At 64.5% G+C, this 22708-nt stretch carries 20 protein-coding genes; 14 read left to right on the forward strand and 6 right to left on the reverse strand.

What is annotated here, in order from left to right; translation table 11 throughout:
• The first annotated feature begins 13 nt into the window (after positions 1 to 13).
• Genes BJ994_RS13965 through rbsD form a run of 3 tightly spaced genes read left to right on the forward strand, consistent with a single transcriptional unit; the run spans position 14 to position 2285 of the window.
• Entirely contained in the window at positions 14 to 958 is a 945-nt protein-coding gene (locus BJ994_RS13965; RefSeq protein ID WP_167994995.1) for a substrate-binding domain-containing protein, read from the forward strand.
• A complete protein-coding gene (locus tag BJ994_RS13970) occupies positions 955 to 1905 on the forward strand; it encodes a ribokinase (RefSeq protein ID WP_167994997.1) in 951 nt (316 codons plus the stop codon). Before BJ994_RS13965 ends, BJ994_RS13970 begins: the two co-directional genes overlap by 4 nt.
• A complete protein-coding gene (gene rbsD, locus BJ994_RS13975) occupies positions 1902 to 2285 on the forward strand; it encodes a D-ribose pyranase (protein ID WP_167994999.1) in 384 nt (127 codons plus the stop codon). Before BJ994_RS13970 ends, rbsD begins: the two co-directional genes overlap by 4 nt.
• 4 nt (positions 2286 to 2289) lie before the next feature.
• Here the strand turns inward: rbsD and gdhA are convergent, their stop codons facing one another.
• The gene (gdhA, locus tag BJ994_RS13980) at positions 2290 to 3630 is read right to left on the reverse strand and encodes an NADP-specific glutamate dehydrogenase (RefSeq protein WP_167995001.1); all 1341 of its coding nucleotides are present in this window, start codon (positions 3628 to 3630) and stop codon (positions 2290 to 2292) included.
• A gap of 539 nt (positions 3631 to 4169) precedes the next feature.
• On the opposite strand from gdhA, the gene BJ994_RS13985 reads away from it, so the two are divergent.
• Genes BJ994_RS13985 through BJ994_RS13995 form a run of 3 tightly spaced genes read left to right on the forward strand, consistent with a single transcriptional unit; the run spans position 4170 to position 9334 of the window.
• Positions 4170 to 5453, forward strand: coding sequence for an exo-beta-N-acetylmuramidase NamZ family protein (locus BJ994_RS13985; protein ID WP_167995003.1), 1284 nt, complete (start codon positions 4170 to 4172; stop codon positions 5451 to 5453).
• Positions 5453 to 7246: a serine hydrolase domain-containing protein gene (locus tag BJ994_RS13990; protein WP_209066874.1), complete on the forward strand. Its 1794-nt coding sequence runs from the start codon at positions 5453 to 5455 to the stop codon at positions 7244 to 7246. Before BJ994_RS13985 ends, BJ994_RS13990 begins: the two co-directional genes overlap by 1 nt.
• 60 nt (positions 7247 to 7306) lie before the next feature.
• Positions 7307 to 9334, forward strand: coding sequence for a glycoside hydrolase family 3 protein (locus tag BJ994_RS13995; protein WP_245192303.1), 2028 nt, complete (start codon positions 7307 to 7309; stop codon positions 9332 to 9334).
• 110 nt (positions 9335 to 9444) lie between these two features.
• On the opposite strand, the gene BJ994_RS14000 is transcribed toward BJ994_RS13995, so the two are convergent.
• On the reverse strand, positions 9445 to 10488 hold the full coding sequence (locus BJ994_RS14000; protein WP_167995005.1) for an NAD(P)-dependent alcohol dehydrogenase: 1044 nt from the start codon (positions 10486 to 10488) through the stop codon (positions 9445 to 9447).
• Between the two features lie 132 nt (positions 10489 to 10620).
• Here BJ994_RS14000 and BJ994_RS14005 point away from each other — a divergent pair, with 132 nt between their 5' ends.
• The 4 genes from BJ994_RS14005 to BJ994_RS14020 all read left to right on the forward strand — a co-directional run bounded on the left by BJ994_RS14005 (position 10621) and on the right by BJ994_RS14020 (position 14845).
• Positions 10621 to 11565: a helix-turn-helix transcriptional regulator gene (locus BJ994_RS14005; RefSeq protein ID WP_167995007.1), complete on the forward strand. Its 945-nt coding sequence runs from the start codon at positions 10621 to 10623 to the stop codon at positions 11563 to 11565.
• A 120-nt stretch (positions 11566 to 11685) separates the two neighbouring features.
• A complete protein-coding gene (locus BJ994_RS14010) occupies positions 11686 to 12552 on the forward strand; it encodes a TPM domain-containing protein (RefSeq protein ID WP_167995009.1) in 867 nt (288 codons plus the stop codon).
• A 45-nt stretch (positions 12553 to 12597) separates the two neighbouring features.
• On the forward strand, positions 12598 to 13635 hold the full coding sequence (locus BJ994_RS14015; protein WP_167995011.1) for an LLM class flavin-dependent oxidoreductase: 1038 nt from the start codon (positions 12598 to 12600) through the stop codon (positions 13633 to 13635).
• A 307-nt stretch (positions 13636 to 13942) separates the two neighbouring features.
• On the forward strand, positions 13943 to 14845 hold the full coding sequence (locus tag BJ994_RS14020; RefSeq protein WP_167995013.1) for a macrolide 2'-phosphotransferase: 903 nt from the start codon (positions 13943 to 13945) through the stop codon (positions 14843 to 14845).
• 73 nt (positions 14846 to 14918) lie between these two features.
• Here the strand turns inward: BJ994_RS14020 and BJ994_RS14025 are convergent, their stop codons facing one another.
• Complete coding sequence (locus tag BJ994_RS14025; protein WP_167995015.1) at positions 14919 to 16394, reverse strand: alanine/glycine:cation symporter family protein; 1476 nt, start codon at positions 16392 to 16394, stop codon at positions 14919 to 14921.
• Positions 16395 to 16633: 239 nt separating this feature from the next.
• Between BJ994_RS14025 and BJ994_RS14030 the strand changes: the two genes are divergently transcribed.
• The gene (locus BJ994_RS14030; RefSeq protein ID WP_167995017.1) at positions 16634 to 17062 is read left to right on the forward strand and encodes a VOC family protein; all 429 of its coding nucleotides are present in this window, start codon (positions 16634 to 16636) and stop codon (positions 17060 to 17062) included.
• A 12-nt stretch (positions 17063 to 17074) separates the two neighbouring features.
• Here BJ994_RS14030 and BJ994_RS14035 read toward each other — a convergent pair whose 3' ends face one another.
• Positions 17075 to 18214, reverse strand: a complete 1140-nt coding sequence (locus BJ994_RS14035; protein ID WP_209066876.1) for an alpha/beta hydrolase — start codon at positions 18212 to 18214, stop codon at positions 17075 to 17077.
• Between the two features lie 38 nt (positions 18215 to 18252).
• Between BJ994_RS14035 and BJ994_RS14040 the strand changes: the two genes are divergently transcribed.
• Together BJ994_RS14040 and BJ994_RS14045 are read left to right on the forward strand one after the other, a co-directional pair.
• Entirely contained in the window at positions 18253 to 18804 is a 552-nt protein-coding gene (locus BJ994_RS14040) for a TetR/AcrR family transcriptional regulator (protein WP_209066878.1), read from the forward strand.
• 19 nt (positions 18805 to 18823) lie between these two features.
• Entirely contained in the window at positions 18824 to 19951 is a 1128-nt protein-coding gene (locus tag BJ994_RS14045; protein WP_167995019.1) for an FAD-dependent oxidoreductase, read from the forward strand.
• Between the two features lie 7 nt (positions 19952 to 19958).
• Here the strand turns inward: BJ994_RS14045 and BJ994_RS14050 are convergent, their stop codons facing one another.
• Both BJ994_RS14050 and BJ994_RS14055 read right to left on the reverse strand, forming a co-directional pair.
• Entirely contained in the window at positions 19959 to 20729 is a 771-nt protein-coding gene (locus BJ994_RS14050; RefSeq protein ID WP_167995021.1) for an IclR family transcriptional regulator, read from the reverse strand.
• A 4-nt stretch (positions 20730 to 20733) separates the two neighbouring features.
• On the reverse strand, positions 20734 to 21576 hold the full coding sequence (locus BJ994_RS14055) for a nitrilase-related carbon-nitrogen hydrolase (RefSeq protein WP_167995023.1): 843 nt from the start codon (positions 21574 to 21576) through the stop codon (positions 20734 to 20736).
• Between the two features lie 282 nt (positions 21577 to 21858).
• Between BJ994_RS14055 and BJ994_RS14060 the strand changes: the two genes are divergently transcribed.
• On the forward strand, positions 21859 to 22692 hold the full coding sequence (locus BJ994_RS14060) for a DUF6282 family protein (protein ID WP_167995025.1): 834 nt from the start codon (positions 21859 to 21861) through the stop codon (positions 22690 to 22692).
• Positions 22693 to 22708: the final 16 nt, after the last annotated feature.

Below are 22708 nucleotides of genomic sequence, written 5' to 3' on the forward strand. Positions count from 1 at the left end.
AGGAATCAAGACAATGAAGTTCACCTATCCGCGCAAGGCAGCAGTCCTGACCGTGTCCCTCGCGCTAGCTTTCAGCGCCACCGCATGTAACCGGGGCGGCGATGAAGCGGCAGAGGGTTCGGCGTCGGCCACGCTCGCGCTGTCCACGCTGAACAACCCATTCTTCGTAGAACTCCGTGACGGAGCAGAGGCCGCTGCCGAAGAGGCCGGCATCGACCTTGAGGTTGTCGACGCGCAGAACGACTCCGCCACCCAGACCAACCAGCTCGCGACCGCCGCATCCAGCGGCACCGATGGCGTCATCATCAACCCTGTGGATTCCGACGCCGCGGCCGCCTCTGTCGCGCCGCTGATCGAGAACGACATCCCCGTCGTCGCTGTTGACCGCGCCGTCAACGGCGCCGAGATCGAGTCCCTCGTCTCCAGCGACAACGTGGCCGGTGGCCGCCAGGCAGCCGACGCACTCGCAGCCGCGATGGGCGAGGAAGGCCAGGTCATCGTCCTGCAGGGCGTCGCTGGAACCTCCGCCAGCCGTGACCGCGGAGCAGGGTTCGCCGAGGGCATTGCGGAGTACCCGAATATCGAGGTCGTAGCGATGCAGACCGCCAACTTCGACCGCGCCGAAGCACTGAACGTCGCGACCAACCTCCTGCAGGCCAACCCGGATGTGACCGGCATCTTCGCCGAGAACGACGAAATGGCACTCGGCGCCATCCAGGCGCTCGGCGAGCGCGCCGGCACCGAAGTGAGCGTGGTCGGTTTCGACGGCACCGAGGAAGGCCTCGCCGCCATTGAGGCGGGAACCATGGCAGCAACCATCGCGCAGCAGCCGGCCGAACTCGGCAAGCGCGCCGTTGAAGTTCTCGATCAGCTGCTAGCGGGCGAAACCGTCGAGGAAACCATCCCCGTTCCGGTAACCACCGTGAACTCGGAGAACGTTGGTGAATTCACCGAATGAGCACACAGCCGCCGGGCGTCGTCGTTGTAGGGTCCATCAACGCCGACCTCGTAGTGACACTGGAACGCCACCCCCAGCCGGGCGAAACCCTGCTGGGGCGGACCATGACGGTGATGCCCGGCGGCAAGGGCGCCAACCAGGCCGTAGCTGCGGCGAAGCTTGGTGCCCCGACCACCATGATCGGCGCCGTGGGACAGGACTCCTACACCGACGTCGCACTCTCCGGCCTGCACGCGGCCGGGGTGGACACCACGTCGGTGCATCGCGCGGGAACCACCACGGGAGTGGCCATTGTGGAGGTTGACGACGACGGCGAGAACACCATTGTGGTGATCCCCGGCGCAAACGGGGAAGTCAGTGAGTCCTTGGTCGGCGCCGCCTCGGATCGGATCGCCGACGCCGGTGTGCTGGTTCTGCAGGGCGAGATTCCTGCCGCGTCGGTCGCGTCCGCCGTCGCCGCTGCGCACGGGCGGGTGCTGATCAATCTGGCACCAGTGATTGAGTTGGACCGTGAGACGCTTCTCCGCGCCGATCCGCTGGTGGTCAATGAGCACGAAGGCGCGTTGGTGCTGGCCCAGCTAACCGGGGCACCTGCGCCGTCGGACCATGCCGATTCATTGGACCATGCCGAAACTGCGCGTTCCCTGCTGGCATGCGGGTTCGGGTCCGTGGTGATCACGCTGGGTGGTTCGGGTGCTTTGCTGGCCTCCTCCTCGGGCCTGCTTGAGATTGCGGCGCCGTCAGTGCCGGTGGTGGACACGACCGGCGCCGGGGACGCTTTCGTCGGCGCCCTGGCCGCCCGGCTGGTCATGGGAGATTCCCTGCCCGACGCCGTCCGCGTCGCCGTGCGCGTTGGTGCTTTCGCCGTCGGAGCGGAGGGCGCGCAACCGTCCTATCCTTCACTGGAAGATGCTCTGCCTCCGGTTTCTGCGGGAGCCGGGGCTTGAAGAAACACGGAATACTGAACGGCCCCCTCAACGCCGCGCTCGGCACACTGGGTCACGGACATCTGGTGGTGATCGCGGACTGTGGGCTGCCGCTGCCGGCGTCTGCCGCCGTCGTCGACCTCGCCCTTGTGAAGGGGACGCCACGTTTTGGCGACGTACTGCGGGCTGTGCTTGACGACGTCGAGATCGAGGGATCCCTGATAGCCAGCGAGGCGTCGGGCAGCGTTATTGAAGAGATTGTCCGGGCGGAACAGCTGATGCCGGAACTCGTTGCCCACGAGGAGCTGAAGGCTCTGCTGCCGTCAACGCGGCTGATCATCCGGACGGGCGAGGCGACGCCGTTCGCGAACATTGTGCTGCGCTGCGGGGTGACGTTCTAGGTGCTTAAACGACGCCGAGTGCCAGCATCGCGTTAGCTACCTGCACGAACCCGGAGATGTTCGCTCCGGCAACATAGTTGCCCGGCAGCCCGTACTCATCAGCCGTAGCCGCACATCGTTCGTGAATGCCAATCATCGTCCCTTCGAGCCGCTGCTCCGTGTGCTCAAACGACCAGGCATCTCGGCTGGCGTTCTGCTGCATTTCCAGAGCCGACGTCGCAACACCGCCGGCGTTCGCTGCCTTGCCCGGGCCGAACAGGATCTTCGCTTCCTGGAACAGCTCGATCGCTTCGGGAGTGCTCGGCATGTTCGCACCCTCGGCGACGGCAACCAGCCCACGGGATAGCAGCCCCTTCGCCGCAGCCTCGTCCAACTCATTCTGGGTAGCGCAGGGTAGCGCAACTGTCGCCTCCACGTCCCAGACGGAGCCGTTCGCAACAAAGACCGCTCCAGAACCGCGCTGCTCCGCGTAGTCGCTCACGCGTCCACGCTGGTTCTCCTTGATGTCCCTCAGGAGGTCGATATCAATGCCCTGCTCCTCGACAACGTACCCCGAAGAGTCAGAGCAGGTGATTACGTTGGCGCCCAGCGCCTGTGCCTTCGCAATCGCGTGCAGCGCGACGTTGCCGGAACCGGAAACCACCACCCGCTGGCCCTCGAATCCGAGCTTGCGGGTAGCAAGCATCTCGCGAGCGAACAGAACCGCGCCGTAGCCGGTTGCTTCCGGGCGTACCAGTGAACCTCCCCAACCAGTGCCCTTGCCGGTCAGCACGCCGGACTCGTAACGGTTGGTGATCCGCTTGTACTGTCCGAACATGTAGCCGATCTCGCGGGTACCCACACCGATGTCGCCCGCTGGCACGTCGGTGTACTCGCCAATATGACGGTAAAGCTCGGTCATGAAGGACTGGCAAAAACGCATGACCTCACCGTTACTGCGCCCGCGCGGATCGAAGTCGGAGCCGCCCTTGCCTCCACCGATCGGCATTCCGGTCAGCGCGTTCTTGAAGACCTGCTCGAAACCCAGGAACTTCACGATTCCGAGGTACACCGACGGATGGAAACGGAGCCCGCCCTTGTAGGGTCCGAGAGCCGAGTTGAACTCCACCCGGAAGCCGCGGTTGATGCGGACCGTGCCGTCGTCGTCGACCCAGGGCACACGGAAGATGATCTGGCGCTCGGGCTCGCAAATCCGCTCAAGAATCGACGCTTCCACGAACTGGGGATGTTTTTTCAGGACAGGACTCAGCGAGTCGAAAACTTCATACGCGGCCTGGTGAAACTCCGTCTCGCCGGGGTTGCGGCGGACTACGTCGTTGCGGATCGCTTCTATTCTCGAGTCCATGTGACTCTCCTATCGCTGCAGAGGTACCGGGCAAGACTATCGCCGCAGCATAAACCCACCGTCAGCGTCAGCTCTTCAAGCGCGACTGGAGAATCGGCACACCCGGACCCTCCAGCCTGTCCAGGTACACGGCGCGGCCCGCCATCGCCATAACCAACGCAAGCGTCGACCCCGACACCAGGGGCCCCTCCCCCGCGATGAAAGAACCGTCGTCGGACTTCAGCTGCAGGCCTTTCGCATTGCTCAGTCCACGAACTCCGACTGGATCTCGATGAAGTCCCAGTCGCCGACCCCTGACGAATCGGTATGGAATTTCAACCGTAGGCGCGTTGCATCCCACCTTCAAGAAAACCCGCTCTCGAACTTAGTTGACTCAAGCCCCTAAGTCGGCATAGGTTTCATAGTGATCTAGATCACCTTCACATGTCGCTTCAACCAATCGGCAGCAGGTGCCCTTTTAAGCCCACCTCCAGCACGACCGGTTGAAACGATACTGCCGATCAAGTGTTACGCCTCTACACCCATCGAAAGGCACCCCCATGTCTATCAACAGAAGAAGTCTGATCCAGGCCTCCGGACTCGGCGCCGTCGCCGCCGTCGCCGCACCGTTTGCACCAAGCGCCGTCGCGAAGGAGCCCAAGAACAAGAACAAACACACGCTGGTCAATGGGGCCGACGTAGCTGCCGCTGATAACTGGAGCGTCTTCGCCGGCCGCACAATCGGCGTCATCACCAACCCAACCGGTGTCCTGTCCAGCTTCCGCACCATTGTCGATGACATGGCGAGCAAGGGCGTCGACGTCGGCGCCGTCTTCGGCCCCGAGCACGGTTTCCGCGGCACCGCGCAGGACGGCGCAGCCGAGGAAACCTCCGTTGACCCCCGCACCGGCATCACCGTCTATGACACCTACGGCGCATCGGTAGCAACCTACGCGCGCTTCTACGAGGAGTCCGGCGTTGACACCATCGTGTTCGACATCCAGGACGTCGGCGCCCGCTTCTACACCTACATCTGGACCATGTGGGACGCCATGCAGGCAGCCTCGCAGAGCGGACGCCGCTTTGTGGTCCTTGACCGCGCCAATCCGATCGGTGGCCAGGCACGCGGGCCGGTGCTGCAGGACGGCTTCCAGTCCGGTGTCGGCAAGCTCGGAATCGCGCTGCAGCACGGCATGACGGTCGGCGAGCTCGCGCGCTACTTCAACGCCGTCTTCCTCCCCAAGGCTGGCCTCGAGCCAATCGACCTCGAAGTGGTCGAGGTGCAAGGCTGGAAGCGGGAAATGACAGGCCCGGACAACCGGGCAACCTGGATCCTCCCCAGCCCCAACATGCCGACGCCGGAAACCGCCACCCTCTACCCCGGCACTGCCCTGTTCGAGGCCACCAACATGTCCGAGGGACGCGGCACCACCCGCCCCTTCGAACTCATCGGCGCCCCCTACGTGGACTACCAGTGGGCGGAGGCCCTGAACAGCAAGGGGCTCGACGGCGTCACCTTCCGTGAGGCGTATTTCAACCCGACTCTGTCCAAGAATGCTGGTCAGATCTGCGCAGGCGTCCAGGTGCACATCAACGATCACGAGAGCGTCGAAGCCCTCGAAGTGGGCATCCACATGCTCGTCGAGGCAAAGCGCCTGTACCCGGGGTTCGACTGGCGCGGCGACGGCGGCCGCTGGATGGGTCTGCTCAGCGGATCGGCACGCGCCGCCGAGCAGATCGACGCCGGTGCTGACGCCCAAACGATCATCGGCTCCTGGGGCCGCGAACTCGGTCAGTTTGTCCGCGACACCCGGCCTTTCCTCCTCTACCCCGGACGCCGCTGATGCGCGCGCCACACAAGGCCGGGTACAAGACAGGCGCCGTCCTGGCCATTACGGGAATGATCCTCAGCGGATTCAGCGGAGTGGCCTACGCAGACGAGAGCCCTGCAGCCCAGCGCAATACGAACGGCGCAGACCATCGCGCCGCGGGAAGGTTCGACATGCCCCTGGACGGGTTCTCACCGGCCAACACGCGCCTGGTCGAAGGTAACCCCCGTGCCGTCGGCATCCACGACACCTCAACCATTGACGCCGCCTGGGACCAAGTGGAGGCGTACGCGAATCCCACGGACGCCGGCACCCGCCCGATGTACGCGTCCGCCGTCGGGCTGATGGCTCATCAGGGACGGATTGTCGGGAAGCACGCCAGTGGATTCTCGCGTCTCTACGCGGACGGCGACGGCACCAAACTGCCCGCCGATGAGCAGATCGCGGCCACCGAGGACACCATCTACGACCTCGCCTCGGTGACCAAGCTCTTCACCTCGCTCCTGGTCATGCAGCAGGTTGAACAGGGGCACCTGGACCTGGACCAGCCGTACGCCGCCTACGTCCACGACTTCGGGAACAACGGCAAGCAAGAGATAACGCTGCGGCAGATGCTCACGCACACCTCGGGCCTGAAACCGTGGCTGCCGCTCTGGAGCGCTTATGACACCAAGGCTGAACGCATCCAGGCGGTCATGGAGACCACACCGGATGACGAACCCGGAACCGCCTACACCTACAGCGACCTCAACCTGATCGCCCTCGGCGTGCTGGTGGAGCAGGTCACCGGCCAGCGGCTCGATGAAGCGCTGACAACCGGAATCACCGGGCCGCTTGGCCTGACCGATACCGGGTACAACCCTCCGGCTAGCAAGCTGCACCGGATCGCGGCCACCGAGTACCAGGAGGCCGCCGGCCGCGGCATGGTGTGGGGCGAAGTCCATGACGAGAATGCGTGGAGCCTGGGCGGCATTGCGGGTCACGCGGGGATCTTCTCCACCGCCGGTGACATGGCCGTGCTGGCCCAGACGCTGCTGAACGGCGGTGTCTACCAGGGAGTCCGGATTCTGGAGCAGAGCACCGTCGAGCAACTGTTGCAGAACGAGAACGAGGAGTTCCCCGGCAACGCGCACGGCCTCGGGTTCGAGCTGAACCAGATGTGGTACATGGGCGGACTCTCCAATCCATCCGCAGCTGGTCACACCGGGTACACCGGAACGTCGATCGTCATTGACTACGCATCCCGGTCCTTCGCGATCCTGTTGACCAACCGCGTGCATCCCAGCCGGACCTGGGGGTCCAACAACCCGGCTCGACGAGTGGTTGCGGACGGCCTCGCCGGCGCCCTCGCTGTAAACCCACAGAAGGGTCCAACCGCCTGGTTCGGCGGTGCCGCCAACAGTTCCGAGGCCACCCTGCAGACCAGCGTGACTGTCCCGGACGAAGCCGAGCTGACCTTCGACGTCTTTGCCGACAACGAGACCACTGACGTCTTCGCGCTGGAGACCTCCACCGATGGCGGCCAGACCTGGGACCTGCTGCCGTTCGCGGTAACAGGACCGGAGGGAACCGAGCAGACAGATGGCACCTACAACAACCACGGCGAGCGCACCTGGGGCAAGGCCACGGCCACGCTTCCCGTGGGCGAGCACCTGATCCGCTGGCGCTACACCACGGACGGCAACACCCTTGGCCGCGGCATCTTCGTGGACAACATCCAGGTTCACGACGGCAACCGCACCATCCTCAACGGCGAACGCAACGCTGACGCCTTCGAGGCGGACGGGTTCTCGCTCGTACGCCGCTGACAACTTCCGACCAATCCATCCACTGGGCGCTGACGCCCACCAAGTGAAAGTACTGGAACCATGCATTTGAAGAGACAGGCAACACTGATGACGGCGGCGGCCACCGCGCTGCTCGTCGCGAGCACGGGCGCGGCCTTCGCGACCGTGCCGACCAACGTCCCAGCCAACACCCCCATTACGACGACCGCGGCACCCAACATCGACGCGATGATCGCCGACATGACCCTGGACCAGAAGATCGGCCAGATGACCTGGACACATGTGTACGGGTCATCTGCGAACGACACGTCGATGAAGGCCAATAACCAGGCACGCTACGGTGTTGATACGCCGGCCGAGGTGGTCGAGAAGTACGATCTGGGCGGCGTGCTCTACTTCGCCTGGTCCGGCAACACAAACAATCCGGATCAGGTGGCCGGCCTGTCGAACGGTCTGCAGGAAGTCGCCCTGGATGATAGCGGCATTCCGCTGGCCGTGACGATCGACCAGGAAGGCGGACTCGTTGCCCGCATCGGGCCGCCCGCCACAGTCCTTCCCGGCAACATGGCCCTCGGCGCCACGTTCGACCAGGAGCTGGCCCGGGCACAGGGCGAGATTCTCGGCTCGGAGATGCGGGCCATGGGCATCAACGTTGACTTCGCTCCTGTCCTGGACCTCAATTCCAACCCGGACAACCCGGTGATCGGAATCCGTTCCATGGGTGAGGATCCGGACACCGTGAGCGCCCTGGGCGTCGCCCAGATCGAAGGCATGCAGGCCCACAATGTTGGCGCTTCGGCCAAGCACTTCCCCGGCCACGGCGATACCTCGGTGGACTCCCACTATGGACTGCCGATCGTCACCTACGACCGCGAAACGCTGAACAAGCACCTGCAGCCGTTCCAGGCCGCGATTGATGCCGGCGTGGACATGGTCATGACCGCGCACATCATCGTCGAGGCGATCGACCCGGAAATGCCGGGCACGCTCTCGCACAAGGTTCTTACCGGCCTGCTCCGTGACGAGATGGGCTTTGAGGGCCTGGTTACCACTGACGCCCTGGACATGGCAGCGATGACCGCTCAGTGGAGCCAGGAGGAGATCTCCGTCATGGCCATCCAGGCCGGCTCGGACATCCTTCTGAACTCGCCCGACGTCGATGCGTCCTTCGCGGGCGTTCGCGCCGCCGTCGAATCCGGAGAGCTTACAGAGGAACGCATCAACGAATCGGTCCGCCGGATCCTCGAGTGGAAGGTCAAGCGCGGAGTGTTCGAGCAGCCGATGGCTGATCTCGGGGCCGTGGACACCGTCGTCGGTAACCCTGAGCACCTCGCCACGGCCAACACCATATCGGACCGCGCCGTCACCCTTCTGCGCAACGAGGGCGACGTCCTGCCGCTCGATGGGCACGAGTCGGTGCTGATGGTCGGATCGGGTTCGGGCTGGCCGGAACTGGTTGGGCCGATGCTCATGGATAAGGGCTTCGCCGTCACTGAAGAATACGAAAACGGCAGCTCACCCTCGGCTGCGTACCGCGAACGTGCGGTCGCTGCGGCGGAGGATGCCGACGTCGTCGTCTTCACCTCGTACAACGCAACCGGCAACGCTGCCCAGCAACAGATGGTGGCGGCGCTCGCGGAGACGGGTACGCCCGTCGTCGTTATTGCAACCCGCAACCCGTACGACATCAGTGTTTTCCCGGGAGCTGACGCCGTGCTGAACAGCTACGGCGTGAAGCCGGTGAATTTCCACGGCGTTGTGCGTGCCATCACGGGTGAAGTGAATCCGACCGGCAAGCTGCCGGTCAACATTCCCGAAGCCGACGGCGAGGGCATGCTCCTGCCGCTGGGCTTCGGTCTCAGCTACGCCACCGAAGTGGTCCCTGCGGAGCCAATGTTTGATGACCGGCCGGGCCGAGGGCAGGACACCCTGACCATTCCCGCCGTGGAGGGCGTGGATTACCTGGTCAACGGCGAGGTGGTCGCAGCGGGGTCCCACCGGAAGCTCCGCGACACCGTCACCGTCACAGCCGTGGCGCAGGAGGGCTACGTGCTCGACGACGGCGCCACCACTGAGTGGAGCGACACCTTCACAACCGGGAGGCCATAACTCCCGCTCCTCCTGATCGATTCCGTGCAGGTTTGACGGGCCTCAATGCCAAAACCTCGGCGTGTCTCAACGGACACGCCGAGGTTTCGGTTTAAACCTGCGACGAATGGTTAGAGCGTCGACGTATCGATCACGAACCGGTACCGCACGTCCGAGGCGAGAACGCGCTCGTACGCTTCGTTGATCTTCTCGGCCGGGATGACCTCGATCTCTGCGCCCAGCTGGTGCTCGGCGCAGAAGTCCAGCATCTCCTGGGTTTCGCGGATACCGCCGATCGCTGATCCGGCGAAGGACCGGCGTCCACCGATCAGCGCCATCGCGTTCACGGGCAGCGGCTCAGCGGGAGCACCGACGTTCACCAGCGCACCGTCGAGCGAGAGCAGGCCCAGGTAGTCGCTGATGTTGATCGAAGCGCTCACGGTGTTGATGATCAGGTCGAAGGATCCGGCCAGCTCCGTGAAGGTGTTCTCGTCGCTGGTGGCGTAGTAGCGGTCGGCACCGAGACGGAGCCCGTCCTCCTGCTTCTTCAGCGACTGGGACAGCACCGTAACGTCAGCACCCATCGCGTGGGCGAGTTTGACGGTCATGTGACCGAGACCGCCGAGGCCGACGACGGCAACCTTCTTACCGGACCCGGCACCCCAGTGGCGCAGCGGCGAGTAAGTGGTGATGCCGGCGCACAAAAGGGGCGCGGCGACGTCGAGCTCGATACCCTCGGGAATGCGGACCACGAAGTCCTCTGCCACCACAACGTGGGTGGAGTAGCCGCCCTGGGTGATCGAGCCGTCGCGGTCAACAGCGCCGTAGGTGCCGGTCATGCCTTTGAGGCAGTACTGCTCTTCGCCTGCCTTGCAGTTCTTGCACTCGCGGCAGGAGTTGACCATGCAGCCCACGCCCACGCGGTCACCGACAGCGTGCCTGGTGACGTTCGAGCCGACTTCCGTGACGACGCCGGCAATTTCGTGCCCGGGTGCCAGGGGATACTGCTGCGGACCCCAGTCACCGCGGACGGTGTGGATGTCCGAGTGGCAGATGCCTGCGAACTTGATCTCGATCAGGACGTCATCGGGGCCAACGTCCCGGCGCTCGATGGTTGTCGGGATGAGGTCTTCGGTTGCGGATAGTGCGGAGTAAGCGGAAACGGTGGTGGGCAAGGAAATCTCCTCAGATCGATCGTGCGGACTGCTATCAATCAAACACCCTCGCCGGTCGATGTGGGAGTTCCGGCTTGTCCCGGTACTGCCAGTCCCTCCCTGGCGGGCCGTGAGTCGTCGTACCGTTGGAGCATGGAAAACCGGGACGAAGTGCGCGCCTTCCTCACCACGCGCCGCGAACGACTGAGCCCGGAACAGGCGGCGATCCCCTTCTACGGAGGACGACGCCGGGTCAAGGGCCTGCGCCGCGAAGAAGTGGCGATGCTCGCCGGCATGAGCACTGACTACTACACACGTCTGGAACGCGGGAACCTCGGCGGGGTGTCCGACTCCGTGCTGGAGTCCCTGGCCCGGGCGCTGCAGCTCGACGAGGCGGAACGCGGGAACCTCGGCGGGGTGTCCGACTCCGTGCTGGAGTCCCTGGCCCGGGCGCTGCAGCTCGACGAGGCGGAACGCGGTTACCTGTTCAATCTCGCGAACGCTGCTAAGGCGCCCAGCCGTGTGACCACGTCCGGGACCCGTTCACGGCCGCGTGCTGCCGCACGCACCGGGGTGCGTGAGGGCGTGTTGCGCATCCTTGAGACCATCCATGCGCCCGCTTATGTGCGGAACAACCGGTTCGACGTCGTGGCCTCCAACCGCCTGGGCCGCGCCCTGTTCTCAGAGGCGTATGACGACGGCGCGGCCTCCTTCAATCTCGCCCGCTATACCTTCCTTGATCCCCGGTCGCGTGAGTTCTTCGTGGAGTGGGAGAGGATCGGGCGGGATTCTGTTGCTGCCCTACGCCTTGAAGCCGGTTCCAATCCGTACGACCGTGGATTGACGGACCTGGTTGGCGAACTGTCCACCCGCAGCGAGGAGTTCCGGGCGTGGTGGGCTTCCCATAACGTGAAGTTCCATTACACGTCCACGAAGACACTGCGCCATTCCGTGGTCGGCGAGTTCGAGGTGACCGGGGAGTCGCTGGTGCTGCCGGGCGATCCCGGGTTGACCATCGTGACCTACACGGTGGAACCGGCGAGCCCTGCCGAAGAGGCGCTGAACTTCCTGGCGAGCTGGAGCACGCAGAATGCTTGAGTGGCGACAAATTTAATCGGTTCTACGCGCGCCCTTCGATCGGAGGGATTAGTCCTTCCGACCGATTCCTTGCGACGAGCGCCTCGCTACGCTGGAGAAAACCGGACCGGAAGGACGCTCGTGTTGCATCCAAGACGCGCAGTCATGGCAGGCGCGATGCTGCTGCTGGTGCTCACCGGCTGCGGCGACGAAGGCACTGGCACAGTGCCCGAACCTCCGGCCGAGGGCAACGTCCTGGACTCCGCCGACGTCCTCTCCAACGCGCAGGAGCAGGAACTCAACACGCTCATCGAAGAGCAGAACGGCAGCACAGACGCAGCCCGCGTGGCGGTGCTCACGGTCGACGGCGCCGCCGGATCGATCGAAGACTACGCCCGCGAGGTCGCCACCACCTGGGGCGTCGGCGACGAGGGAGCAGACAACGGCGTGCTCGTGGTCGCGGATACCGGCGAGCGCGAGTTGCGCATCGAAACAGCCGACGGCGTCCGCGAGCGCTTCTCCGATGATGAGGCCGAGGACGTCATCGGGGATGTCCTCGAACCGGCGTTCGGGAACGAGCAGTACGCCGAGGGGCTCACTGAAGCGATCAGCCAGATCTACACCTATGCACAGGGTCAGGAACCGCCGAAGGACCCGTATGCCTGGGTTCTTCCGGTCAGCATCGTTGGCGGGCTTGTTGTCGTCATCGGGCTCATAGTCGGGCTGGTCGTGGCGGACTCACGCCGTCGTCGTCGTGTTGCTGATCAGGAGATCCGGACTGCAGAGCAGCGCGATCCGGACTTCGAGCTGACCGACGCCCAACGCGACGCCTACCGCAAGTACCGCTACAGCCATCGGAAGGACAACGCGCTCACCAGTCCGGCGATTTGGCTGCCGTTGTACGTGGCGAATCCGTCGCTGTATGGAGGCAACACTGCGGGCACTTCCGGTTCATCGATCAGCGGCGGTGGAGGATTCACCGGAGGCGGCGCGTCCGGGAGCTACTGAGCGCACCCGCGGAATGTCCCGCCGTCGTACATGGTTGTGACGAACATGTTGCGTATCGGCTTCCTCTCCTTTGGTCACTGGTCTCCCCTTGAGGGTTCACGTACGCGCACTGCGCGCGATTCCCTCCTGCAGGGCATCGACCTCGCCGTTGCGGCAGAGGAAATCGGGGTGGACGGTGCATTCTTCCGTGTCCACCACTTCGCTCGCCAGCAGGCAGCGCCATTCCCGTTGCTGGCCGCAATCGCTGCGCGTACCAGCCGGATCGAGATGGGCACCGGCGTAATCGACATGCGTTACGAAAACCCGCTGTACATGGCAGAGGAAGCCGCCGGGACGGACCTCATCAGCGGCGGACGGCTCCAACTCGGCATCAGCCGCGGGTCACCCGAACCCGCGCTCAACGGCGCCGCCAACTTCGGGTACGTCCCGGCCGGGGGCGAAGAGCCCGGCGACATGGCACGCCGCCACACCGAGGTCTTCCGTCATGCGATCAGCGGCGCGGGCGTCGCCGAGGCGGACCCTCGGCAGGCCTCCGGGCTCCTGCCCATCCAGCCGCACTCCCCCGGTCTGAGCCAACGAATCTGGTGGGGTGCCGGCACACGCAAGACCGCCGTATGGGCCGCCGAACAGGGCATGAATCTGATGAGCTCCACCCTGCTCACCGAGGACACCGGCGTTCCCTTCGACCAGCTCCAGGCCGAACAGATTCAGCTGTACCGCGATGCCTGGACGGAGGCCGGCCACACTTTCTCACCGCGGGTATCGGTCAGCCGCAGCGTAATCCCGATCGTTGACGACGAAGACCGCCGCTACTTCGCCCTCAGCGCCCTCCGCGAAACCCGCGACCAGGTAGGAGTGCTCGACGGCGCGATGTCCCGCTTCGGCAAGAGCTACATCGGTGAACCGGACGTACTCGCCGAAGAACTCGCCGCGGATGCCGCCGTGCAGTCCGCCGACACCCTGATGCTCACCGTCCCCAACCAACTCGGCGTCGACTACAACGCGAAGCTCCTCCGCAACGTCATCGAGCACATCGCGCCGACTATCGGCTGGGAGAGGAAAACAACGACGACGGCGGGCTGAGTTCCACCCGTCTGTTGCCGCCTGGTTTTGCCCCCGGGGAGGCAGTCCGCGGAAGGCCGGATTGGTGCCTTGTCCCTCTCAGGATTCTGCCTGCGGTGCTCTCGTTGCATGCAATGCCTGCAGTGCACGCGGAATCCGCAGCGACATATAGCCTCCCCGCGCATATCCGGGAGGACAGCCGGGTGGTGGTCCGGGCTGACAGTTCGGCGGCGCCCTGGAGGCCGCCGCGAGAGGCCAGCCCGAAGCTCGTCCTGGAGGCCGTTGCGAGAAGCTGAGCCCGTCGTCGTCGGGTGCAAGAATCGAAGGCATGACACCCGAACCAACAGCGAACGCCGTTTCGGACCTCGCCCAGCAGCACGGGCTTGCCCTGGACCCCGCGACCATCCGGTTCAACGAAGCCGGCCTGGACTACCGGGTGGCGTTCGCAACCAGTGCGGAAACCGGTGAGGACTGGGTGCTGCGGATTCCCCGGCGGGCGGATGTGTCCGCCAAGATCGTGGAGGAAAAGCGCATCCTCGACTTCGTCGGCCCGCGCCTGCCCATCGCGGTGCCGGACTGGCGCATCAGCTCGCCCAATCTCATCGCCTATCCGCTGCTGCCTGGCAAGCCGGGACTGACGCTCGATGTTGAAGGGCAGCCGGTCTGGCACTACGACGTCGCCTCACCTGAGTACGCCCAATCGCTTGCGGAGGTAATCGTGTCCCTACACCGCCTCGATACCACCGAGGCAGCCGAAGCCGGCATTCCCTTCGAAACTCCCGAACAGGTGCGGCAACGGTGGTCAGGTGACCTCGACCGGGTGCTGGACGAGTTCGACGTCGAGTCCGATCTCGTCACCGTGTGGCGCACCTGGATTGACGACGACGACCTCTGGCCGGAGCGCACCGTGCTCACCCACGGCGAGCTCTACCCGGCGCATCTGCTCCTGGATGAAGACAGCCGCATCGTTTCAGCGCTGGACTGGACCACCGCGAGGGTCAGCGATCCGGCGCTCGATTTCATGTACCAGTTCATGATTGCGCCGCCGGAGCAGTTCGCCGCGACCGTGGACGCGTATCGCGACCTCACCGGGCACAGCGAACCCAACCTCGCAGGACGGTGCAGCGAACTGATTGCCGCCGGACCGTTGAACTATGCGCTTTTTGCACTCGAATCAGGCGAACCGGAGCATCGAGCGGCAGCGGAGGCGCAGCTTCGCCCAAACGGTTAAGGCTCCATAGGAAAGCCCGACGCCGGAGGCAGGCACCGGCGTCGGGCTCTGTGCCTACGGGAAAGCGAGCAGGTCAGTCCTCGCCCGCGCTCCCGCGCCGCGAACCGACTGTTGTCTCCGACGGAGTGGCTTCCACCCAGAAGTCTGCCCCCTTGATACCAAGCGGACGCGGATCGAAAACGGGGTCCGCGCCAGTGCGGCGCTGGCGGTCGTAATCCTTGATGACCTTCCGGACAATCGGCGCGAGCAGCAGGATGCACACCATGTTGATCCAACCGAGCGAGGCGTAGCCGATGTCGCCGATCGTCCACATGACGGCTGCGGACTCGACCGATCCGTAGAACGTGATTGCGAGCATGCCGATCTTCAGCACCCAGCTCAGCACCGGACCCAATTCGCGGCCTGCCAGGAACACGATGTTCGTGTGCGCGATGTAGTAGAACGCCACCAGTGTGGTGAAGGCGAAGAAGAACAAAGCAATCGCAACGAATCCCGGACCGAATCCCGGCAGCGCATCACTCACCGCTTCCTGTGTATAAGCGGAGCCGGCTTCAAGGCCGGGAACGTTGGTGACGATCGGATCGCCGTTATCACGCGTGACGTTGTACGAACCGGTCATGACCACCATCAGGCCGGTCGCCGAGCAGACTACAACGGTGTCGATGAAGATCGAGAATGCCTGCACCAGGCCCTGCTTCGCCGGGTGACTGACCGACGACGCCGCCGCACCGTACGTTCCTTCGCCCACGCCGGCAACATTCGAGAACACCGCTCGCCGTACACCCCATGCGACAGCCGCGCCCGCGATGCCGCCGAACACTTCATGCATGCCGAACGCGCTTGAGAGGACGAGTCCGAGAGTCGGAATGATCTGGTCAAAGTTGACCAACAGTACGACGACGGCGGCCAGGATGTACCCGACAGCCATGATCGGGACCATGAACTGGGCGGCGCCAACAACGCGCTTTGTACCACCGACGATCACGAAACCCAGCAGGCCCGTCACGACAATCGCCGTCACCCAGACCGGAATGCTGAACGCCGTCTCCATGCTCGCCGCAATGTTGTTGGACTGCACGCCGGGGAAGAGGAACCCATATCCCAGCGCCGTCAGCACAGCCAGAAGCACCGCCAGCCACTTGATCCGCAGCCCGTACTTAACGTAGAACGGCATGCCGCCGCGATGCTCACCGTTGATCTTGCGCTTGAAGACCTGCGCGAGGGTTGACTCCGCAAAAGCACTCGCCGCACCCAACAGAGCGCAGACCACCATCCAGAACAGTGCTCCCGGACCGCCTGCGGCAATTGCTGTTCCGACGCCGGCAATGTTGCCCACGCCCACCCTGCTCGAAATGGTCAGGAGGAGCGCCTGCAGGGGCGAGATGCCGCCGTCGTCGGCGTTCTTGGGCTTGAAGATCTGCCGCAGTGTGTCCGGCAGGAGCCGGAACTGGGCGGCGCCGGTGAGGAGCGTGAAGAACAGCCCCACCCCCAGCGCCATGTAGGCCATCGGGTTCCACAAGCCGTCGCTGATGCTTACCAGGGTGTCCATGCGCCTCTTCCTTGAGTCGTCGTCCGCCGGCCGAGGACGGCCAGCACGGCGGTGATCGCTTGTGGCTTGTGCCACATAGTATGTGAAATGTTACATACTATGTGGCTCGTCGCCAACCGTTTCTCAAGGAATGGGAGCGCGGTCGTCTGCGGCAGCTTCACGATAGAGCCGCGTCACTCGCCGCCGGATGATCACAGCTAGGCTGGCCATCGGTGCCGCAACGACGCAAGGGGAACCCCATGGACCAGCAATTGCACTTCATCACGCTTGCCACGCCCAACCTTGAGACGGCGCGGCGCTTCTACCATGAGGGCCTCGGCTGGGACGCACTTCTGGACGTCGACGACGAGATCATCTTCTACCAGGTTGCTCCCGGCCTGCTTCTTGGCCTGTTCGAGGCCGGCAAGTTCGCCGAGGACCAGGGCGTCACCGCTGCGCCGGGCATCTCCGGCATCACCCTGTCGCACAACGTCGCCAGCCCGCAGGAGGTCTACCGCACGGTCGGCGCGATGGCTGCGGCTGGCGCCAACATCCTGAAGCAGCCGCAGCAGGGTAAGTTCGGCGGGATCTTCCACGCGCACGTAAAGGACCCGAACGGCGTCGTCTGGGAGATCGCGCACAACCCGGGCTGGCGGATCACCGAGACCGGTGACGTGGTGCTCGGCTGACGTGCGGGCTGCCTACCTCGCGTTCGCGCGGCTCCGGACCCACCCGGCGAACGCCTCAATCCGCTCGGCCACGAGCTGTGCGCGGAGCGAGTTGAAGTAGTCGAAGGTGTGCTGGGCATCGGGCAGTTCCATATACACCACGGGCTCGCGGGATGCTGCCTTCAGTTCGGCAACGAACTCCCGGGTCCACTCAACCGGAACCATCGTGTCCCGATCCCCGTGCACCACGAGGAACGGCGGTGCCTCCTCGCTGACATGCGCGGCCGGAGTACTGCGAGGATCCCCCGCCGTCGTGCCGTAGTACCCGTACTGGCACACGGCGGCGGTAACGGACGTGTCGATACCCTCAAAGCCCGGCTGATACTCCGGCTGGTTCGGAGTCAGCGCCGCGAAGGAGGCCAGATAGCCCCCTGCGGAATTACCGGCCACGAACACCACCGACGGATCCGCCCCATACGACGCACCCTGCTCTTGCACCCAGGCCAGGACCCGCTTCGCATCCACCACGTAATCGGGGAAGCTAGTCAACCGATAGTTCGCGCTCACACACAGCCATCCACGGCTCGCGAGGTGGTAAAGCAGCGGCAGCGATTCGCGGTTCTTGGCCCCGGAAACAAAATGCCCGCCATGGAAATGGGCAAACACCGGGCACCCCTGAGGCCGGGACCGGTGCCGGTACACATCGAGCAGGTGCCGCCTGCCGCCGTCGTCGTACGCGATGTTCCGCACGCGCTCAACGTCCCGCCGCCGCCGAAGGAAGGGAAGCAGGAAGGCGCGCAGCAGGTTCGGCCGCCCAGGCTCGACCCCCGATCGCCAGTCCGTACCGAGCGACGCACGCATAGCTGCCTCCGGCACATCGGCCGACCTCACTGCGCGGTACGCCACGACACCGAGGCCAACCCAGGCCACAACCAGGATCACCGCACCGAGAATCCCGCCGGGCGTGAGTGGATCGTCATCTGCCAGGGTCAGCACTGTGCCCGGGACTGCCCAGAGCGCAGCGACCAGAGGTATCTCGTTCACGCCCATGCCGGCCAGGTACATTCCGGTGCCGAGTGGGCCCGGCGCACGCTTGGGCCACAACGCGCAGACGGTCGCCACCCCGAGGATCAGGACGGTCAGCAGGAAACCAACAGGCAGATTCGACAACATATGTAGTGATTCTAGACTACGGGTGTAGTGTTCTGTCTATGCGTGAACAGCTTCTTCTCGACGCCGCCATCGAAGTGCTTGCCGCGGGCGGCGTACGGCAACTGACCCACCGCGCGGTTGATGCGGCGGCCCAGTTGCCGCTCGGTTCCACATCGAACCGGTTCCGGTCCCGCGACGCCCTCCTGACCGGCGCGCTGAACCGGATCCTCGAACGGGAAATGGCTGTCTGGAGTGCGCTCGCTTCCACGAAGGACCTTGACGACGTCGGCGGTTTCGCTTCGGCCCTCGGCCGCCTCGTTGAGAAGCTGACGGGTGAGCACCGTTCGCTTTCCCTCGCGCGCCACGCCGTGTTCGTTGAGGCGAGCAACCGGCCGCAGCTGGGCGAGGAGGCCGAGAAGGGCCGCGCTGAACTGGCGAACTGGATGATGCCCGCGCTCCTAACTCTTGGCTCGCGGGATCCGAAGGCGCACCTGCAGTACCTGCTCGCGCTGATCGACGGGCTGTTGACCAGTCGGCTGGTCCACCCCGCACCCGATGCCGACCCCGCCCCGGCGATCGCGGCGCTGCTGCGCGGACTCATTTCCCACTGACCCGTTAGGACGAAAAATCATGCGCATCCTCATAGTCGGAGCCGGCACCGCAGGCTTGGCGCTGGCCGGATTACTGGCGAGGCGGGGGGAGGCCGCCGTCGTCGTCGACCGTCGGCCGCACGACGCGGACCTTGGCTACGCGATCGCCCTGTGGCCGCATGGGAGCCGGGTCTTCCATGCGCTCGGCGTGCATGAGGAGTTCGTTGCGGCGAGTGAGCCGATGGAGTCCTACACCGGGCGGGATGGGTCCGGCCGCACGTTGTTTTCCTCTGCGATGCCGGAGAGCATCGGCGCTTTCGGACATCTTGGCATCATCCCGCGCGAGGACCTGCTGACACTCCTGCGGAAACCGCTCACCAGCTCGATCGACGTGCGCGACGGCGTCGGGATCGCCTCGCTGTGGCAGTCCGTCCACGAGGTGGAGGTGGCGTTCGACGACGGGACCACGGGCACGTTCGACCTGGTGGTCGGCGCGGACGGCATCCACTCCCGCGTCCGCGACCTGACCATCGGACGCGTACCCGACCGGCACACCGGCTGGGGCTGTTACGTCTGGTGGGCGGATCCATCGCTGACTCCGCCCGGAGCGACCACCGAACGTTGGGCCGCCGGGAGTTTCCTCGGCACCTACCCGTGCCGCGACCGGCTGTGCGTCATCGCGGGAGCACCTCTCGATACGCTGCAATCCCGCGGCCGGTCCACCCGGGTGGCATCGCTGCTCACAGAACACGGGGCGCCCGAACTGGTGGATGGCCTGCCACCGGAGAATGAGCCGCTTTACCTCTGGCCGATGGCCGACGTGCGGGCGCCGAAGTGGGTGAAGGGAAGGGTAGCGCTGCTGGGTGACGCCGCGGCAGCGTTCCTTCCGACGGCGGGGATCGGTGCGTCAATGGCACTGGAATCGGCGGCTGTACTGGCGGACGAACTATCCCGCACTGACGCTGGCTACCTCCCGAACGCACTGGACCTCTACGTACGACGACGGCGGCAGCGCGTCGAGGCGGCGCAGAACCAGTCGCGGCGGCTGGCGCGGCTGATGTTCGTGCGCTCGGCCCGCCTGGCTGCAGTTCGGGATAAGGCGCTGCTGCTCGCAACGATGGAGCAGATGGTCGGGCCGCTGATCAAGGACCTGCGCGAGCCGATCTGAGGTAGGTTCAGTGCGCGGATGCAGCCCCCGTGTCGGGGTGCCGGAGGCTGGTGGCCGCGGCAATGAGGTGCGAGCCGAACAGTGGAATGTGGTCCTCGATGCGGGCTGCCGGACCGGAGATGTTCAGTGCAGCAACGATTCGTCCTGAGAAATCGCGAATGGGTGTGCCGATGCCGATGATCTCCGGATCGAAAATGCGGTTGGCGATCGTGTACTGGCGTTGCCTGGACTGCTTGATCTCATCCAGGAATGCAGCCGCCTGTTTGCGTGAACCGGCGGGATCTGTTGCCAACGCAATTTCAAGAATTTGCTCGTCTTCATGGTCCATAAGCAGCGCCATGCCGCTGGAGCTTCTCCCCACGGGGATGGTCCGCCCCACCCAGCCCTGCGTTTCGATGGACCGACGCGAACTCTCGGAGCGGACCGTGAGTACTTCCCCGTCGCTCAGGACGGTCAGATGGCTACGCTCACGAACGTTGTCCGTCAGCCGTCGCATCACCGGCCCAGCCCGCTTCGCCAGATTCTGATCGCCCGCACGCGATGCCAACGCATACAGACGCCAACTCAACTCGAAGCACCCTGATGGATCCCGGGATACCAGACCGGACTCCAGGAGGCTCTTCAACTGGCGGGAAATGATGGACTTGTCCCTGCTCAGGGCCCGGGCAACCTCCGACACCGTCATTCCATGCGGGTACTGAGCCGCATCAGCAGTGCCCAGTACCTCCAGCAACGCCATGATCTTGGCTGCCCCACTCTGTTTTCTGGATTCAGTCATGGTCTCAGGCCTCCTCCTCCGCCAGCCTGGAAGCTTCCCGCGCTATGAGGTCAGCCCGGGACTCCTGCAGCAACGGCCACTGGCGCCGCAGTGTTCGCAACGCCCCCAGGTCCAGTTCACAGTCCAGTTCTCCCGGTTCCGAACCCAACTGCCCCAACACTTCTCCGGATGGCGAAAATACCCGCGACCCACCCCAGAAGTCCCGCTGGTTCTCCTCACCGCAACGATTCACGAACACCACGTAGGACTGAAGGACCACCGCCGCGTGAAGCAGCAGAATTTCCCAGGCGCGCTCAGTTGGGACGCCTACGTTGCTGGTGGCACTGTTGACCGGCACCACAAGCACTTCCGCTCCACCGTGTGCAGCCAGCCACGGGATGGCAGGCTGCCAGGCGTCGTTGCAGATGAGTACGGATAGGCGCGTGTTCAGGAGGTCTTCACAGTGGAGTTGGCCTCCCGGGCGGAAGTGCTTGCGCTCCTCCCACCCCTTGTAGGTGGGGAGGTACATCTTCCGTTGAATCCGGGAACTGCCGTTTGTCAGGAGCGCGGCACTGTTGAAGGTGTGGTGGCGGAAGGCCTCAGCGAATCCCACCACGGCTGCCGGACCATGCCTGCCAAGTCCGAGCAGCCGCTCGTCGTCCGGCTGAAGCGGCATCGCGTCCGGAACCTCGCTGAGGTGATACCCGTGAGTGGCAAGCTCCGGCGCTACAACGAGATCGCAATCCGAGGATGACCCGATGAGCTCATCCAGGCTCTGCAGGTTCCTGTCAACGTCACCCAGTACGGGATCGGTCTGTAGAAGCCGGACGCGCAACGTATCCCGGGCACGGCTGTTGGGTTCACTCAAGGGCAACGTTCTTCCTGTCTTTCCTGAACTGCTTCTGATGGTCCGAGCTCATCAAAATAGCGTCGATCGTCGTGGCATCACTATCCCGTCCGGATGCGTTGATTGCAATAGTCGGATGCAAATTCAACAACCTGCCGGCAACTGAGTATCCAGACAACAGTGTTGCATATTTTGCACCACCGTGTTGTCTTCATCACATTCGCCTCTTAGAGTCGTCGACATGATCCAGACCGAAAACGGGCAGCGTAGCCCTTTCACTACAAGACTCCGGGCCTCCTGAGCGTGTTCGATGTACACGTTCACGCGGCACCGGATGTCATGGACCGCATCGGATACGACGATCAGATCTGCGCCGAGTACGCGGCCGCCGGCTTCAGCGGCTTCGTGCTCAAGGGCCATCAGGAGTCAACCGTCGGTAGAGCCAGGGCTTTGGCACGAGCGTCAGGGCTCGACGTCGTGGGCGGCATTGCGCTCAACCGGCCGGCCGGCGGAATCAATCCCTCGTCGGTTGCAGCCACGCTGCAAAGCGGCGGCAGGGTCATCTGGTTCCCGACGGCGGATGCGCACACACAGGAAGCAGCCGGCCTTCCCCGATTGAGCGACCTCCAGCCCCGCCTGAACCGGTCAACGCTCTCCACTCCGCCGGTGCTGGCAGCAACCGAGCAGCAACTGGACGACATTGCGCTGGTGCTGGACCTGATTGCCGAGTTCGACGCCGTGCTCTGCACAGGCCACCTGAGCGGCGACGAATGCCGCTGGCTGTTCGAGCAGGCACGAAGCCGTAACATCACCAGGTTCCTGCTGACCCACCCTTCCTATACCGTCCCGGCGATGGGCATTTCCGAGATCGCTGACTTCGCGGCGCAGGGGGCATACGTCGAAATCACCGCCTATCAGCTTTGGCACCAACCGGAGATGACTAACGCACTGCTCGCCGAAGTTGCCCGGGCGGCAGGGGACAAACTGATCCTGGCTTCCGACGCCGGGCAACCGACCAGCCCGCAACCACCCCGCGCGCTGCGCGAACTCATCGAGACGCTCGCCGGACTTGGCCTGGACCGAAGCTGGCTCGAAGCAAGTGCGTCCGACAACCCAAGGGAGCTTGTGCTGTCATGACCAGTTCTGAACAAAC

The sequence above is a fragment of the Arthrobacter pigmenti genome, from assembly GCF_011927905.1.
Taxonomy (GTDB): domain Bacteria; phylum Actinomycetota; class Actinomycetes; order Actinomycetales; family Micrococcaceae; genus Arthrobacter_D; species Arthrobacter_D pigmenti.

Coding starts and splice junctions, on each gene's coding strand:
- BJ994_RS13995 (WP_245192303.1), top strand. CDS start 7,307: ATGCATTTGAAGAGACAGGCAACACTGATGACGGCGGCGGCCACCGCG.
- BJ994_RS13990 (WP_209066874.1), top strand. CDS start 5,453: ATGCGCGCGCCACACAAGGCCGGGTACAAGACAGGCGCCGTCCTGGCC.
- BJ994_RS14045 (WP_167995019.1), top strand. CDS start 18,824: ATGCGCATCCTCATAGTCGGAGCCGGCACCGCAGGCTTGGCGCTGGCC.
- BJ994_RS14040 (WP_209066878.1), top strand. CDS start 18,253: ATGCGTGAACAGCTTCTTCTCGACGCCGCCATCGAAGTGCTTGCCGCG.
- BJ994_RS14015 (WP_167995011.1), top strand. CDS start 12,598: ATGTTGCGTATCGGCTTCCTCTCCTTTGGTCACTGGTCTCCCCTTGAG.
- gdhA (WP_167995001.1), bottom strand. CDS start 3,630: ATGGACTCGAGAATAGAAGCGATCCGCAACGACGTAGTCCGCCGCAAC.
- BJ994_RS14005 (WP_167995007.1), top strand. CDS start 10,621: ATGGAAAACCGGGACGAAGTGCGCGCCTTCCTCACCACGCGCCGCGAA.
- BJ994_RS13965 (WP_167994995.1), top strand. CDS start 14: ATGAAGTTCACCTATCCGCGCAAGGCAGCAGTCCTGACCGTGTCCCTC.
- BJ994_RS13970 (WP_167994997.1), top strand. CDS start 955: ATGAGCACACAGCCGCCGGGCGTCGTCGTTGTAGGGTCCATCAACGCC.
- BJ994_RS14020 (WP_167995013.1), top strand. CDS start 13,943: ATGACACCCGAACCAACAGCGAACGCCGTTTCGGACCTCGCCCAGCAG.
- BJ994_RS14035 (WP_209066876.1), bottom strand. CDS start 18,214: ATGTTGTCGAATCTGCCTGTTGGTTTCCTGCTGACCGTCCTGATCCTC.
- BJ994_RS14025 (WP_167995015.1), bottom strand. CDS start 16,394: ATGGACACCCTGGTAAGCATCAGCGACGGCTTGTGGAACCCGATGGCC.
- BJ994_RS13985 (WP_167995003.1), top strand. CDS start 4,170: ATGTCTATCAACAGAAGAAGTCTGATCCAGGCCTCCGGACTCGGCGCC.
- BJ994_RS14050 (WP_167995021.1), bottom strand. CDS start 20,729: ATGACTGAATCCAGAAAACAGAGTGGGGCAGCCAAGATCATGGCGTTG.
- BJ994_RS14030 (WP_167995017.1), top strand. CDS start 16,634: ATGGACCAGCAATTGCACTTCATCACGCTTGCCACGCCCAACCTTGAG.